The organism is Bordetella genomosp. 13, assembly GCF_007679965.1.
Classification (GTDB): domain Bacteria; phylum Pseudomonadota; class Gammaproteobacteria; order Burkholderiales; family Burkholderiaceae_B; genus Bordetella.
On record NZ_VEHL01000001.1, the window covers coordinates 659927 to 673953 of the forward strand.

Sequence of the window (14027 nt, forward strand, 5' to 3'; positions counted from 1 at the left end):
GTGAATGCAGGCCTTCAGCGCCTGGATAAGCCGCGCGGCGGGAACATGACGCGCATCACCTTGCCCGCCGCCCCGAACACCACCAGATTGCCCGCCACCACCAGAGCCAGGCCCACCACCGCCAGCGGCGACCACACGTAGCCTTCGAACAGTGTCGAGGCCGCCAGCGCCACGAACGGAAACAGCACCGTGCAGTACGCGGCGCGCTCCGGCCCGATGCGCGCGACCAGCGTCAGGTAGGCCGTGAAGCCGATCACCGAGCCCGGTATGGCCAGATAGAGCAGGGCGCCCAGGTAGCGGGCGTCCGCGTCCAGCCCCATCGGCAGGCCCGCCGCCAGGCTGCCCAGCGTCAGCACCGATGCGCCGATCAGCATGGCCCACGCATTGGCCGTCAGCGGGTTCAGCCCCATGGCCGACATGCGCGTGGACAGCAGGTTGCCGGTGGAAAAGCACAGCGTGCCCAGCACTGCCAGGCCCATTCCCAGCCACGTGTCCGCGTCGTCCAGGTGGCCCGACATCTGCTGGATGGATAGCGCGCCGATGCCTGCCAGGCCCAGCAGCGCGCCGGCGATGACCTGCGGCTGCAGCGGCCTGCCCATGAAGATGCGGCCGTTGACGGCGTTCAGCAGCGGCGCCAGCGAGAACACCACGGCGACCAGGCCACTGGCCACGTAGTGCTCCGAGTAATAGAAGCACAGGAAATTCAGGCAGAACAGTGCCAATCCCTGCGCGACCAGGAAGCGCCATGCGTCGCGGGGCGGCAACATCGGCCGGCGCAGCAGCCGCAGCAGGGCGAACAGGACCAGCGCCGCGATGGCGAAGCGCCAGGCGATGGACACCGGCGGGGGCACCGCGCCGATCTGCCACTTGATGGCGATCCAGGTGGTGCCCCAGATCAGGACGGTCAGCAGGTACAGCGCAAGGTTCATGGCGGGCCATGCAAGGGAGGGTGGAAGCCGGGATCCTGCCGCGCGCCGTCCGTGCGCCATTGTCCAGGCTTGCGCTTTTGTCGCGGTCGGCCCGCATGCGGGGGCGCGGCGTCCCTATACTGTGCGCATCGCCCGTCTCTTCCCGAGTCCCGTGAATCCAGCCTCCATCGCCGTGCCCGCGGATCCGCCGCCCTTCGGCCTGCAATCGGTCTGCCATACCCTGGCGTCGGCCGACGCCAGGCTGGAGCGCTTCGCCTGGCTGGGCGACCAGCTGGCCGTGGCCATCTGGACCCGCCAGACCGAAGAAACCGAAACCGTCTACGTGAAGCCCGGGCATCACACGCTGTCGTGCTATCTGGACGGCGGCTATCGCACGGAACGCCAGCGCCTGCCGGGCCAGTTCGGCGCGCCCAGCAAGCTGTGCGCGCTGCCGGGCGAGCACGAGTCGCGCTGGTGGGTGCGCGGCTACATGCACTTCATGCACCTGTATTTCCTGCCCGGCCACTTCACGCGGCGGGCGGTGGTCGAGCTGGACCGCGAGCCGCGCGAGCTGACGCTGGCCGACCGCACGTACTTCGAGGACGGGCAGTTGGCCGAGCTGTGCCGCTCGCTGGCCTGTTTCTCGTGGGACGATCCCGATGGCCGCCTGCGCGCCAACCAGACGGCCCACGAGGTGCTCAGCCGCCTGCTGCGCGGCCAGAGCGTGACCCGCGGCGCAGTCGCGCCCAAGGGCGGGCTGTCGGTGGCGGTGCGGCGCCGACTGCGCGACTACATCGACGCCCACCTGACCCAGCCGCTGACCGTGGGCGACCTGGCCGAGGTGGCCGCGCTGTCGGAATTCCACTTGGCGCGCATGTTCCATGTGTCGTTCGGCCTGCCGCCGCACGCCTGGATCGCGCAGGCGCGCGTGGACCGCGCCCGGGCGCTGCTGTCCGCCACGGCGCTGCCGCTGGCCGACGTGGCCGCGCAGTGCGGCTATGCCAACGTCAGCCATTTCAGCCACCGCTTCCGCGCCAGCGTCGGCGCCACGCCGAACGCCTATCGGATGGCGCTGCGGCGCGCGCCGCCGTGATCGGACCGTCCCTGGTCGCGGCGGTGTGCACGGCCTTACTGCGTCGGCGGGCCTCGGGCCTGTTTGCACTACACTGCCGGCCGAACCCGGCCAGTGCGAGGCCTTTCGACCCGAACAGGCCCCAGATCCAACCATGTACGACGTAGCAATCCTGGGCGCCGGCGCTGCCGGCATGATGTGCGCCGCGGTGGCGGGCCAGCGCGGCCTGCGCGTGGTGCTGATCGACCATGCCGACAAGCTGGCGGAGAAGATCCGCATCTCGGGCGGCGGCCGCTGCAACTTCACCAACATCGGCGCGGGGCCCGCCCACTTCCTGTCCGAGAACCCGCATTTCTGCCGCTCGGCGCTGGCCGGCTACACGCCGCGCGAATTCCTGGACCTGGTGCGCGCGCACCGCATTGCCTGGCACGAAAAGCATCGCGGCCAGCTGTTCTGCGACGACTCCAGCGAATCCATCATCGACATGCTGCGCGCCGAATGCCAGCAGGGCGGGGTGGCGTGGCGCATGCCGTGCAGCGTGCACGAGATCGGCCGCGAGAACGAGGCCTACGTGCTGCGCACCAGCCAGGGCGAGGTGCGCGCGGCCAAGCTGGTGGTGGCCACGGGCGGCATGGCCATTCCTCAGCTGGGCGCCACCGATTTCGGCCTGAAGATCGCGCGCCAGTTCGGGCTGAAGGTGGTCGAGCCGCGCCCGGCGCTGGTGCCGCTGACCTTCGACCCCGTGGCGTGGAAGCCGTTCGCCGAGCTGTCCGGCGTGGCGCTGGAGGTCGGACTGGAAACCGGGCAGGGCAAGGCGCGCGGCGAGTTCCTGGAAGACCTGCTGTTCACCCATCGCGGCCTGTCGGGGCCCGCCATCCTGCAGATATCCAGCTACTGGAAGCCCGGCGAGCCCATCTCGCTGGACCTGGCGCCCGGCCGCGACATGGCCGAGGAACTGCTGGCCGCGAAGGCCGGCAACCGCCAGCAGCTGCATACCGTGCTGGGGGGCATGTGGCCCAAGCGCCTGGCCGACCGCTGGCTGCAGGCCAGCGGCCCGGGCACGCAGGACCTGTCGGCCAGCCGGGTGGCCGACCTGCCCGACCGTGCGCTGCGCGAACTGGGGACGCGCATCAACCAGTGGCAGCTGGTGCCCACGGGCACCGCCGGCTACAAGAAGGCCGAGGTGATGCGCGGCGGCGTGGACACGCGCGGGCTGGACCAGAAGTCCATGCAGGCGCGCGCCGTGCCTGGGCTGTACTTCATCGGCGAGACCGTCGACGTGACCGGCTGGCTGGGCGGCTACAACTTCCAGTGGGCCTGGGCTTCCGCCGTGGCCTGCGGACGGGCGCTGTAGCGGCCCCGGCCTGACGGCGGGCACGGCCCCTGTTGCCCCCGCCGCGCGCACCGTTGTTGTATTGAATAGAAATTACTATCATTAATGTTCAATACGACGGCCAGGGCGTTGCCGTGGCCGGAAGGAGTCCCCCTCCGCCGGAGGGCCGCAACCGCAACCGGAGTCTCCCATGGCCTATACCCTGCCGTCCCTGCCTTATGCCTACGATGCGCTCGAGCCCCACATCGACGCGCTGACGATGGAAATCCACTACACGCGCCATCATCAGACCTACATCAACAACCTGAACGCGGCGCTGGAAGGCGCCGGCATTCCGGCCGACCGTCCGGTGGAAGACCTGGTCGCCGATATCGAGAAACTGCCCGAGGCCGTGCGCGGCGCCGTGCGCAACAACGGCGGCGGCCATGCCAACCACAGCCTGTTCTGGACGGTGATGTCGCCCGAGGGCGGCGGTGCGCCCAGCGGCAAGCTGGCCGCGGCCATCGACGCCGAGCTGGGCGGCCTGGAATCCTTTCGCGACGCGTTCACCAAGGCCGCCCTGTCCCGTTTCGGCAGCGGCTGGGCCTGGCTGAGCGTGACCCCGCAAGGCAAGCTGGTGGTGGAAAGCTCCGCCAACCAGGACAGCCCGCTGATGAACGGCAACACGCCCATCCTGGGCCTGGACGTGTGGGAGCACGCCTACTACCTGAAGTACCAGAACCGCCGTCCCGAATACATCGGCGCGTTCTACAACGTGGTGGACTGGAACGAAGTGGCGCGCCGCTACGAGGCCGCGCTGGCGTGATCCGTTGACCTGGGCGGCGGCCCCGGCGGCGTCCGCGGATCCGCCAGGCCTTCCCGTGACGGTTCGCCAGGCGGCCCGACAAGGCCGGGCGGTTTGCGTTCCGCCCGTGTCCGCAGCGGCAGGGCGGCGTCCGGTCCCCGCCGCCATTGGCCATTCGCGCTATTCGCGCGCGGGCATTGCGGGCTGCCGCCCGTCCAGCGCCTGGCGCGTGCCCGCGAAGGCCTCGCGCAGGAAGTCCACGAACGCGATGACCCGTCCCGCGTACTGGTGCTGCGGCGAGTACACCGCATAGATGTCCGCCGGAGGCGTCTGATAGCGTCCCAGCACCTGGCGCAGCCGTCCCGCGGCCAGGTGATCTGCGATGTCCCATTCGGCGCGCAGGATGATGCCGTGGCCATCCAGCGCCCAATCCACCGCGATTTCCCCGTCGTTGGTGCTCATGTGCACGCCGACCTTGATGGCGTGCTCGCGCTTGCCCGAGCGCAGGCGCCACACCCCGTGCGTCTCGCTGCCGTGGCGGATGTCGATGCAGGCATGCCGCGCCAGGTCTTCGGGCTGCAGGGGCTCGCCATGCCGTTCGAGATAGGCGGGTGCCGCGCACAGCAGGCGGCGGTTGGCCGCGATGGGCCGGGCGATGACGCGCGCCTCGGGCGGCTCGCCGAAGCGCACGCAGATGTCGAAGGCATCGTCGGTCAGCGGGGGCGGGGCCACCGTCAATTGCAGCTGCACGTCCACGTCGGGATAGCGCTGGCGAAAGCGCGACAGCAGCGGCGCCACGTGATTGCGCCCGAAGCCCAGCGTGGCGTTCACGCGCAGCAATCCGGTGGGCTGCTGGCGCGCGCGCGAGACATGGCGTTCCATGTCCTCGATGTCGGCCAGGATGCGCCGCGCGTGCATCAGGTAGATCTCGCCCTCCTCGGTCAGGTGCATGCGGCGCGTGGTGCGCGTCAGCAGCTGCACGCCCAGCCGCGCCTCCAGCTGCGCCAGCCGCTTGGTGACGGCCGGTGGGCTGACGCCCATCTCGCGCGCCGCCGCGGCCAGGCTGGTGCAGCGCGCCAGCAGGCTGAAGAACGCCATTTCGGAGGGGGCCAGTGGCGTGTTCATCATTAACCGGATCGAAATGATGGAATAACTTCGGACTCGTTCGTTGCCATTCTAGCGGGCTTAGAGTGCCTCATTCCCACCGCGGAATGCACGGCCGCCGGCCTGTCGAGGCCGGACACACATAAAACGAACGAGGAGACACCATGTCATTGCATCGCCTGCTGCGGCACTGCCGCGGCCTGCTTGGCACCATCGCGCCGGGCGTCGCTACGCCGGGCGTCGTTACGCCGGGCGTCGCTACGCCGGGCGTCGCCACGCCGGGCGTCGCTGCATCGCGCGCCACCCTGCTGGGCATCGCCGCGCTGGGCGCCGCGCTGCTCGCGCCCGCCGCCCACGCCCAATCCGCCTTTCCGGGCGACCGGCCCGTATCCATCGTCGTGCCGTACTCGCCGGGCGGCGCCACCGATGCGGTGGCGCGGCTGCTGAGCACCAAGCTGACCGCATCGATGAAGGGCACGTTCATCGTCGAGAACCGTCCCGGCGCAAGCGGCACCATCGCGATGTCGTCGGTGGTGCGCGCCAAGCCCGATGGCCACACGCTGTTCATGAACGAGATCACGTCGACCGTGGTGTCGGAGCTGGTGCCGAACCTGAGCTTCGATCCCGTCAAGTCGCTGCAGCCCGCCGTGCTGGTGGCCGAGACGCCGTTCGTGCTGGTGATCAACAGCAGCGTGCCGGCAAAAAACCTGGCCGAGTTCGTGGAATACGCGCGCGCCAACCCCGGCAAGATCACCTACGGCTCGGGCGGCGTGGGCAGCGGGCCGCACCTGGCGGGCGAACTGTTCAAGCAGTTGACGGGCGCCGACATCCTGCACGTGCCGTATCGCGGCTCGGGCCCGGCGCTGCAGGACCTGCTGGGCGGCCAGATCCAGATGCTGATCACGGCAGCGCCCACGGTGGCGCCCTTCGTCAGCGAAGGCCGCCTGCGCGCGCTGGCAGTGGCGCGTACTGACCGCATCAAGGCCCTGCCCAAGGTGCCCACGGCCAGGGAGGCCGGGCTGCCGGGCTTCGAGATCAGCAACTGGTTCGGCCTGGCCGCGCCGCAGGACACGCCTGCCCCCGTGCTGGACGCCATCGCGCAGGGCGTGAACCAGGCGCTGAAGGACGCCGACTTCCTCGCCAACCTGGAGACGGCCGGCGCGGTGCCGCTGGGCGGCACGTCGGGCGCGGCGCGCGACCGCGTGGCGCAGGAGACCCGGCGCTGGAGCGCGATGCTGCAGGCCAACGCCGCCGGACAGGGCGCGAAGCAATAAAGCAGGGCGGCGCGTTCGCCAACGCGCCTTCGCAAACGCCATATCCATGGCCGCAACAGAGGAAAGCAATGAAGATCAAGCGTATCGTCCCGCTGCACGTGGGCCAGTTCATGTATGCCCGGGTCGAGACCGATTCCGGCCTGGTGGGAATCGGCGAGGCGGGCACCTGGGGCCACCTGCAGGCCGCGGGCGCGGCCATCGAGCGGTTCGCCGAATACCTGGAAGGCAAGCCCGCCTTCGACATCGAGCATCACTGGAACGTGATGCACCGCTTCAGCTATTTCCAGGGCCTGGCGATCAACGCCGCCATCTCGGCCATCGACATCGCGCTGTGGGACATCAAGGGGCAGGCGCTGGGCGTGCCGATCTACGAGCTGCTGGGCGGCGCGGTGCGCAGGAAGGCGCGCATCTACGGCCACGTCTACGAAAGCTCCATCGAGAAGATCCTGGTCGAGTGCCAGGCCAAGATGGAGGCGGGCTTCAACGCCTTCGGGCACCTGAACCCGTTCCTGGACGAAGGCAACGACCAGGTCTGGTTCAAGACCCACATCAAGAAGATGCGCGACGCCATCGACAACGTGCACCGCATGCGCGAGGTGGTGGGCGACCGCGTGGACCTGCTGATCGAGCTGCATCGCCGCCTGACGCCGCCCGAGGCCATCACGTTCACCAACGCCATCGAGCACACGCATCCCATGTTCGTCGAGGATCCCATCCGGCCCGAGGGCCCGGATGCGATGGCTCGGGTGGCCGAGAAGATCAACGTGCCCATCGCCACCGGCGAGCGCTTCGCCACCATCTACGAGTTCCAGGCGCTGCTGGCGCGCAACGCGGTGGAGTTCGCGCGGGTCGACCTGTGCCTGTGCGGCGGCATCACGGGCGCGCGCAAGGTGGCGGCGATGGCCGAGGCGCATCACGTGCAGATCGTGCCGCACAACCCGCTGTCGCCCATCGGCCTGGCGGCGTGCCTGCAGGTGGCCGCGGCGGTGCCCAACTTCGCGATCCAGGAATACGCCACGGGCTTCGAGGCCGGCATCTTCGAATCCAGCCCCATCCACCTGGGCAGCGACGTGGTTGACGAGGTGCCCCGGCCGCATCAGGGCTTCGTGGACATCCCCAGCCGTCCGGGCCTGGGCATGGCGCTGCTGCCGGATGCGCAAAAGATCCGTCCTCCGCTGTCCAAACCCATCTCGATGCGGCCGCACCTGGACGGGTTCGTGGTCGATCAATGAGGCCGCCAGCGCGGCGTCGTGCGGGACGACGGCGCGCGCTTTTTCACTGATGGCCGTTGCGGCTCGACCGCCCGCGGGCGGCTTGCGGCGGGGTGGCCGGTCTCAGGCATGAGTCATGCGGGGTGTTCTTCGGAGCGCCCCGTTTTTCATTTGGGGCGCCGTGTTGTGCTTAATAATGAAAATAAATATCATTAACAACGGGGCGCGCCGTCCTGTTGCTTTCCAAGCTGGCCGACCGGCCCGCCGGACCGCAACGAGGCCCGTCCCGCCGGCCGTCTCTCTTGAAAGTCCGGAGAGCCGGGTATACCTTGGAACGAGGCAGTGCCGCAGGAATCTCCGTGAACACCCACAGCCGCCATCGCGTACGTCCCGCCGCCACCAGCGTCAGTATCTGGACCATGATCGTCCTGGTTTCCTGCCTGGCCATGTACCAGTTGTGGGCCTTCCTGGCCGTGCGTACGCCGGCGGTGTCCGACGCGCTGGCGGGTGGCCTGGTCGCAGCGGCCGCCACGGCGCTGGGCACGCTGCCCGTGGTGTTCTCGCAGACGCTGTCCGAGAAGGTCCAGGACATCATGTTCGGCTTCGGCGCCGGCGTCATGCTGGCGGCCTGCGCGTTCTCGCTGGTCGGGCCGGGCGTGGCGGCCGGCGAGGCCCTGGGCTATGGCGCCTGGACGGCGTCCGGCATCGTCGGCGCGGCCATCCTGCTGGGCGGCGCGGCGCTGATGCTGATGGACCGCGTGTTGCCGCACGAGCATTTCATCAAGGGCAAGGAAGGCGCCGACGCGCAGAAACTACGCCGCACCTGGCTCTTCGTCTTCGCCATCATCCTGCACAATCTGCCCGAGGGCCTGGCCATCGGCGTGGGCTTCGTGGGCAACGACGCCGTGCGGGGCACGGCGCTGGCCACCGGCATCGCCATACAGGACGTGCCCGAAGGGCTGGTGGTGGCGGTGGCGTTGATGGCGGCGGGCTATGGCCGCGCCATGGCCGTGGCCATCGGCATGCTGTCCGGCCTGGTCGAACCCCTGGGCGCGGTGGTGGGCGCCGCCGTGGTGGGCTGGTCGGCCCCCATGCTGCCGTGGGGCCTGGGTTTCGCGGCGGGTGCCATGCTGTTCGTGATCAGCCACGAGATCATTCCCGAGTCGCATCGCAAGGGGCATGAGATCCCGGCGACCGCCGGGCTGATGGTGGGGTTCGTGCTGATGATGATGCTGGATACGGTGCTGGGGTAGGACCGCGGGACGTCTGGAACGTCGTGCTCCAGCAGCGTCCCCACTTTGCGGTACCGGGCTTTCGGAGTATGCTTGCCGCGCTGTCACGCTGGTCGCGGGAGAGAGCCGTTCATTCGGCCGCCGAAGGCGCAATTCGCCCGGAATCGCTCAGGTAACCCATACCGCGACCGCATCGTCCGCCGCGCGCTGCGCGCCGGATGAAACAGCACTCTGGAGAGACCTGGTGCCTGCCCGCCCAAGCGCGCGGCAGGCCGACCCAGGCGCCGAAGGTGCAAACCCGCCATTGCGCGGGGCAACTCTCAGGCAAAAGGACAGAGGGGCGGAAGAGTCGGCCGATCGCCGGGGCTTTCCGCTTCCGCATCGGCATCGCGCAACCCTCGCGGCGCTGCTGCCGCTGGAGCCTTTCCGCATGTCCGCACCCCTGCAACGCACACCGCTGTTCGACGAACACCTGGCCGCCAACGCCCGCATGGTCGATTTCGGCGGCTGGGAAATGCCGCTGTCCTACGGGTCGCAGCTCGAGGAACACCATGCCGTGCGCCGTGCCGCGGGCATGTTCGACGTGTCGCACATGCTGAACGTGGACGTCACCGGCCCCGATGCCCGCGCGTTCCTGCAGCGCCTGATCGCCAACGACGTGGCCAAGCTGACCGTGCCGGGCAAGGCCCTGTACAGTTGCATGCTGAATCCGCAGGGCGGGGTCATCGACGACCTCATCGTCTACTTTTTCGGCGCCGGGCCGTCCCAAGCCGAAAAAAGCCCCCTTTGGGGGCAGCAAGCGGAAGGCGCTGCGTGGGGGTCTTCCCCTGCCGACAAATGGCGCGTGGTGGTCAACGCCGGCACCGCCGACAAGGACCTGGCCTGGATGCGCCGCGTGGCCGCGGCGGGCAGCTTCGACGTCGCCATTGCCGCGCGGCGCGACCTGGCCATGGTAGCCGTGCAGGGCCCCGAGGCCCGCGCCAAGGTGTGGGCTGCCCGTCCGGCCTGGCAGGCCGTCTCCGAGCCGCTGGGCCCGTTCTCCGCGGCCTTGCTGGGCGACACGCTGGTGGCCCGCACCGGCTACACCGGCGAGGACGGCTTCGAGATCGTGCTGCCGGCCACGGAAGTGGCCGCGCTGTGGCGCGACCTGATCGCGCAGGGCGTACAGCCCTGCGGCCTGGGGGCTCGCGACACGCTGCGCCTGGAAGCCGGCATGAACCTGTACGGCCAGGACATGGACGAACTGGTTCACCCCAACCAGGCCGGCCTGACCTGGACGGTGTCCCTGAAGGACGCCGGCCGCCGCTTCATCGGCCGCGACGCCATCGAGCAGTTCGCCACCCCCGCCGCCTTTCTGGGCCTGAAGCTGCAGGAGCGCGGCGTGATGCGCGCCCACATGGCCGTGCGTACCGCGCAGGGCGTGGGCGAGGTCACCAGCGGCACCATGTCGCCCACGCTGGGCGTGTCCGTGGGCTTTGCCCGCCTGCCGGCCGGCGTGCAGCCGGGCGACGGCGCCGAGGTCGAAATCCGCGGCAAGTGGGTGCCGGCGCAGGTCTGCAAGCTGCCTTTCGTGCGTAACGGCCGCGCCGTCGAACACTCGTAAACTCGTAGCTTCCGGCCCCGCGGCCGGAAGGCGCGCAATCCCTTTCCGTATATCGCAGCACCCTGCCAGGAGTCCTCATGAGTCTGCCTACCGATCGCAAGTACACCGCGTCCCACGAATGGGTCAAAGCCGAAGGCGACGTGTTCGCCGTCGGCATCACCGACAACGCCCAGGACCAGCTGGGCGACCTGGTCTTCGTGGGCGACGTGAACGTCGGCGCCACGCTCAAGGCCGGCGAAACCGCCGGCGTGGTCGAGTCGGTCAAGGCCGCCTCCGACATCTACGCGCCGGTCAACGGCGAGATCGTCGCCTTCAACGAAGCGCTGGACGCCAACCCGGCGCTGATCAACGAAGCCGCGTTCGACACCTGGATCTTCAAGATCAAGCCCGCCAACGCCGCCGACGTCGACGGCCTGCTGGACGCCGCCGGCTACGAAGCCGCCAACGGCTGACCCCGCGGCCGCGCGGGCGCCCCAGGCGCCGCGCGGCCCATCCGGCGCGCCGCGGCCGCGGCGCGCCACGTTCCTCGAGATTGCTTCATGTCGCGCGCCCTGGATACCCATACCGATTTCATTCCCCGCCACATCGGCCCGTCCGATGACGACCAGGCCAAGATGCTTGCCGTGGTCGGCAGCAACAGCCTGGACGACCTGATCGCCGAGGTGGTGCCGCCGCGCATCCTCAGCAAGCAGCCGCTGGACCTGCCGGCCTCGCGCGACGAGACCGACGTGCTGGCCGAGCTCAAGCAGATCGCCGGCCGCAACAAGGTCTACCGCAACTACATCGGCCAGGGCTACTACGGCACGCACACGCCCAACGTCGTGCTGCGCAACATCCTCGAGAACCCCGCCTGGTACACGGCCTACACGCCGTACCAGCCAGAGATCTCGCAGGGCCGCCTCGAGGCCCTGCTGAACTATCAGACCATGGTCGCCGACCTGACCGGGCTGGACATCTCCAACGCCTCGCTGCTGGACGAGGGCACCGCCGCCGCCGAAGCCATGACACTGGCGCGCCGCGGCGCGAAGTCCAGGAGCAACGTGTTCTTCGTCTCGCAGCACTGCCATCCGCAGACCATCGAGGTGGTGCGCACGCGCGCCATCGGCCTGGACATCGAGGTGGCGGTGGGCGACGAGTCGCAAGGCCTGCCCGAGTGCTACGGCGTGCTGCTGCAGTACCCGAACAGCCTGGGCTCGGTGGCGGACTACCGCGCGCTGGCCGAACAGGTGCACGCCCGGGGCGGCGTGGTGGCATGCGCCACCGACCTGCTGGCGCTGGCGCTGCTGGCCGCGCCCGGCCAATGGGGCGCGGACATCGCCGTGGGTTCGGCGCAGCGCTTCGGCGTGCCGTTCGGCTTCGGCGGCCCGCATGCCGGCTTCATGGCCTGCAAGGACGCCTTCAAGCGCAACATGGCCGGCCGCCTGGTCGGCGTGTCGAAGGACGCGCAGGGCAATCCCGCGCTGCGCCTGGCGCTGCAGACGCGCGAACAGCACATCCGCCGCGAGAAGGCCACCTCCAACATCTGCACCGCGCAGGTGCTTCTGGCCGTGATGGCCGGCATGTACGCCGTGTGGCACGGCCCGGCCGGCATCGCCCGCATCGCCAACCGCGTGCAGCGCTACACCGCCATCCTGCGCGGCGAACTGGTCAAGCTGGGCATCAAGGTGTCCAACGACACCTTCTTTGACACGCTGCTGCTGGAAACCGGCCCCGCCACGCCGGCCATCGTCACGGCCGCCACGTGCGAGCACATCAACCTGCGCCGCGTCGACGGCGCGCGCCTGGCCGTGTCGCTGGACGAGACCGTCAGCGCCGCCGACCTGCAGGCGCTGGTCAACGTCTTCGCCGCGGGCCTGGAGCACGACGACGTCGCGTTGGACATTGAAGCGCTCGACGCCCAGGCCGCCGACGGCATCCCCGAGGGACTGCGCCGCCAGGGTCCGATCCTGTCGCACCCCATCTTCTCCAGCGTGCGGTCCGAGACCGACATGCTGCGCTACCTGCGCAAGCTGGCCGACAAGGACCTGGCGCTGGACCGCACGATGATCCCGCTGGGCTCGTGCACCATGAAGCTGAACGCCACGGCCGAGATGATCCCCATCACGTGGCCCGAGTTCGCGCAGCTGCACCCCTACGCGCCGCCCGCGCAGGCCGAGGGCTATCACGACCTGATCGTGCGCCTGTCCGCCGCGCTGTGCGAGATCACCGGCTACGACAACATCAGCCTGCAGCCCAATTCGGGCGCGCAGGGCGAGTACGCGGGCCTGTTGGCCATCCGTGGCTATCACCAGGCGAATGGCCAGGCGCAGCGCAACGTGTGCCTGATCCCCGCGTCGGCGCATGGCACCAACCCCGCGTCGGCCCAGCTGGCCGGCATGGAAGTCGTGGTGGTGGCGTCCGATGCCAACGGCAACGTCGACATCGACGACCTGCGCGCCAAGGTGGCCCAGGTGGGCGACAAGCTGTCCGCGCTGATGATCACCTATCCGTCCACGCACGGCGTGTTCGAAGAGGCCGTCACCGAGATCTGCGACATCGTGCACGCGGCCGGCGGCCAGGTCTACCTGGACGGCGCCAACATGAACGCCATGGTGGGCGTGGCCAAGCCGGGCAAGTTCGGCTCGGACGTGTCGCACCTGAACCTGCACAAGACCTTCTGCATCCCGCACGGCGGCGGTGGCCCGGGCGTCGGCCCGGTCGCGGTGCGCGCGCACCTGGCGCCGTACCTGCCGGGCGTGCTGAACGAGCAGGGCCGCCTGGCGGCCGACGCCCACGTCGGCCCGGTGTCGGCCGCGCCCTTCGGCTCGGCCGGCATCCTGCCGATTCCGTACGTGTACATCGCCCTGATGGGCGCGGACGGCCTGAAGCGCGCCACCGAAGTCGCCATCCTCAACGCCAACTACGTGGCCACGCGGCTGCGCGGCCACTACGAGGTGCTGTACGCGGGCCGCAACGGCCGCGTGGCGCACGAGTGCATCCTGGACGTGCGCCCGCTGAAGGACACCAGCGGCGTGTCGGCCGAGGACATCGCCAAGCGCCTGATGGACTACGGCTTCCACGCGCCCACCATGAGCTTCCCGGTGGCGGGCACGCTGATGGTCGAGCCCACCGAGTCCGAAGGCATCGCCGAGCTGGACCGCTTCGTCGACGCGATGATCGCCATCCGCGGAGAGATCGCCCAGATCGAGCGCGGCGAACGCGACCGCGAGGACAACGTGCTGAAGAACGCGCCGCACACCGCGCAGATGCTGCTGGCGGAGGAATGGCACCACGACTATCCGCGCCAGCAGGCCGCCTATCCGCTGGCGTCGCTGCGCGACGGCAAGTACTGGCCGCCGGTGGCGCGCGTGGACAACGCCTATGGCGATCGCAACCTGATGTGCTCGTGCCTGCCCATCGAGGCGTACGCGAACTGACGGACCGGCGATAGCAGGGCCGCAAACAGGAACGCCGTCTTCGCAGACGGCGTTTTTTTCATGGTGCACGGCGCGTGCCGCGCCGATGAA

The 14027-nt window shown here is 69.5% G+C and carries 11 protein-coding genes and 2 riboswitches; of the genes, 9 read left to right on the forward strand and 2 right to left on the reverse strand.

Going from position 1 to position 14027, the window contains the following annotated elements:
- Window positions 1–14: 14 nt before the first annotated feature.
- Window positions 15–929, reverse strand: coding sequence for a DMT family transporter (locus FS845_RS03105; RefSeq protein ID WP_144630659.1), 915 nt, complete (start codon window positions 927–929; stop codon window positions 15–17).
- On the opposite strand from FS845_RS03105, the gene FS845_RS03110 reads away from it, so the two are divergent.
- From FS845_RS03110 to FS845_RS03120, 3 genes are all read left to right on the forward strand, one after another.
- Window positions 928–2001 carry a helix-turn-helix domain-containing protein gene (locus FS845_RS03110; protein ID WP_144630660.1) on the forward strand — a complete coding sequence of 358 codons (1074 nt, stop codon included), beginning with the start codon at window positions 928–930 and terminating at the stop codon, window positions 1999–2001. The two genes, FS845_RS03105 and FS845_RS03110, sit on opposite strands and share 2 nt — an antisense overlap.
- Window positions 2002–2134: 133 nt before the next feature.
- Complete coding sequence (locus FS845_RS03115) at window positions 2135–3334, forward strand: NAD(P)/FAD-dependent oxidoreductase (protein WP_144630661.1); 1200 nt, start codon at window positions 2135–2137, stop codon at window positions 3332–3334.
- A 169-nt stretch (window positions 3335–3503) separates the two neighbouring features.
- Window positions 3504–4118 carry a superoxide dismutase gene (locus FS845_RS03120; protein ID WP_144630662.1) on the forward strand — a complete coding sequence of 205 codons (615 nt, stop codon included), beginning with the start codon at window positions 3504–3506 and terminating at the stop codon, window positions 4116–4118.
- A 159-nt stretch (window positions 4119–4277) separates the two neighbouring features.
- On the opposite strand, the gene FS845_RS03125 is transcribed toward FS845_RS03120, so the two are convergent.
- Window positions 4278–5222, reverse strand: a complete 945-nt coding sequence (locus tag FS845_RS03125) for a LysR family transcriptional regulator (protein ID WP_144631239.1) — start codon at window positions 5220–5222, stop codon at window positions 4278–4280.
- A 143-nt stretch (window positions 5223–5365) separates the two neighbouring features.
- Here FS845_RS03125 and FS845_RS03130 point away from each other — a divergent pair, with 143 nt between their 5' ends.
- The 6 genes from FS845_RS03130 (at window position 5366) to gcvP (ending at window position 13937) form a co-directional block, all read left to right on the forward strand.
- The gene (locus FS845_RS03130; protein ID WP_144630663.1) at window positions 5366–6475 is read left to right on the forward strand and encodes a Bug family tripartite tricarboxylate transporter substrate binding protein; all 1110 of its coding nucleotides are present in this window, start codon (window positions 5366–5368) and stop codon (window positions 6473–6475) included.
- 68 nt (window positions 6476–6543) lie between these two features.
- Window positions 6544–7707 carry a mandelate racemase/muconate lactonizing enzyme family protein gene (locus FS845_RS03135; protein ID WP_144630664.1) on the forward strand — a complete coding sequence of 388 codons (1164 nt, stop codon included), beginning with the start codon at window positions 6544–6546 and terminating at the stop codon, window positions 7705–7707.
- A 338-nt stretch (window positions 7708–8045) separates the two neighbouring features.
- Window positions 8046–8939 (forward strand): ZIP family metal transporter, encoded by an 894-nt coding sequence (locus FS845_RS03140; protein WP_144630665.1) that lies wholly within the window; start codon window positions 8046–8048, stop codon window positions 8937–8939.
- An 85-nt stretch (window positions 8940–9024) separates the two neighbouring features.
- Window positions 9025–9113, forward strand: a riboswitch (glycine riboswitch).
- A 26-nt stretch (window positions 9114–9139) separates the two neighbouring features.
- Window positions 9140–9264, forward strand: a riboswitch (glycine riboswitch).
- Window positions 9265–9348: 84 nt separating this feature from the next.
- The gene (gcvT, locus tag FS845_RS03145; RefSeq protein WP_144630666.1) at window positions 9349–10521 is read left to right on the forward strand and encodes a glycine cleavage system aminomethyltransferase GcvT; all 1173 of its coding nucleotides are present in this window, start codon (window positions 9349–9351) and stop codon (window positions 10519–10521) included.
- Between the two features lie 77 nt (window positions 10522–10598).
- Window positions 10599–10973, forward strand: a complete 375-nt coding sequence (gene gcvH, locus FS845_RS03150; RefSeq protein WP_144630667.1) for a glycine cleavage system protein GcvH — start codon at window positions 10599–10601, stop codon at window positions 10971–10973.
- A gap of 87 nt (window positions 10974–11060) precedes the next feature.
- Complete coding sequence (gcvP, locus tag FS845_RS03155; RefSeq protein WP_144630668.1) at window positions 11061–13937, forward strand: aminomethyl-transferring glycine dehydrogenase; 2877 nt, start codon at window positions 11061–11063, stop codon at window positions 13935–13937.
- The last annotated feature ends 90 nt before the right edge of the window (window positions 13938–14027 follow it).

What these genes read in the sequence shown, in the direction of transcription:
- gcvT (WP_144630666.1), top strand. Translation starts at nt 9,349, where the DNA reads ATGTCCGCACCCCTGCAACGCACACCGCTGTTCGACGAACACCTGGCC.
- FS845_RS03125 (WP_144631239.1), bottom strand. Translation starts at nt 5,222, where the DNA reads ATGAACACGCCACTGGCCCCCTCCGAAATGGCGTTCTTCAGCCTGCTG.
- FS845_RS03110 (WP_144630660.1), top strand. Translation starts at nt 928, where the DNA reads ATGGCGGGCCATGCAAGGGAGGGTGGAAGCCGGGATCCTGCCGCGCGC.
- gcvH (WP_144630667.1), top strand. Translation starts at nt 10,599, where the DNA reads ATGAGTCTGCCTACCGATCGCAAGTACACCGCGTCCCACGAATGGGTC.
- FS845_RS03135 (WP_144630664.1), top strand. Translation starts at nt 6,544, where the DNA reads ATGAAGATCAAGCGTATCGTCCCGCTGCACGTGGGCCAGTTCATGTAT.
- gcvP (WP_144630668.1), top strand. Translation starts at nt 11,061, where the DNA reads ATGTCGCGCGCCCTGGATACCCATACCGATTTCATTCCCCGCCACATC.
- FS845_RS03120 (WP_144630662.1), top strand. Translation starts at nt 3,504, where the DNA reads ATGGCCTATACCCTGCCGTCCCTGCCTTATGCCTACGATGCGCTCGAG.
- FS845_RS03115 (WP_144630661.1), top strand. Translation starts at nt 2,135, where the DNA reads ATGTACGACGTAGCAATCCTGGGCGCCGGCGCTGCCGGCATGATGTGC.
- FS845_RS03130 (WP_144630663.1), top strand. Translation starts at nt 5,366, where the DNA reads ATGTCATTGCATCGCCTGCTGCGGCACTGCCGCGGCCTGCTTGGCACC.
- FS845_RS03105 (WP_144630659.1), bottom strand. Translation starts at nt 929, where the DNA reads ATGAACCTTGCGCTGTACCTGCTGACCGTCCTGATCTGGGGCACCACC.